1 pseudogene is annotated in these 276 nt (G+C 43.1%); it reads right to left on the reverse strand.

Going from position 1 to position 276, the window contains the following annotated elements:
• Nucleotides 1–222: pseudogene (locus ACNQ0T_RS24200) on the reverse strand (hypothetical protein); the annotation flags it as partial.
• Between the last annotated feature and the right edge of the window lie 54 nt (nucleotides 223–276).

Genomic DNA, 276 nt, shown 5'->3' on the forward strand with positions numbered 1-276 from the left:
CTGCTGTAAGTGAAGAATAAAGAAATGAGGATCTAAGGTGATTTCCTCATTAGAAGGGAATGAAGCAAGTTCCTGTTCTAGCCAAACGCGAGTCGGATTTTGGGCGAAAAATTGACTACTGGCTTGGTTTTGTAGGTGCAAGACAGAGCTGTTTTGTTGTAAATCTGCCCATTGATTTCGCTTGTCTTGCCAAATGAAGGTATAGCCAGCGGCAATGCTCACCACCAAAATCAACGGTATTGTTAGATATTGCTGCCAAAGGGGTCGGTACCAAAA

The sequence above is a fragment of the Enterobacter cloacae complex sp.6700776 genome (assembly GCF_048284255.1).
Lineage (GTDB): Bacteria > Pseudomonadota > Gammaproteobacteria > Enterobacterales > Enterobacteriaceae > Enterobacter > Enterobacter intestinihominis.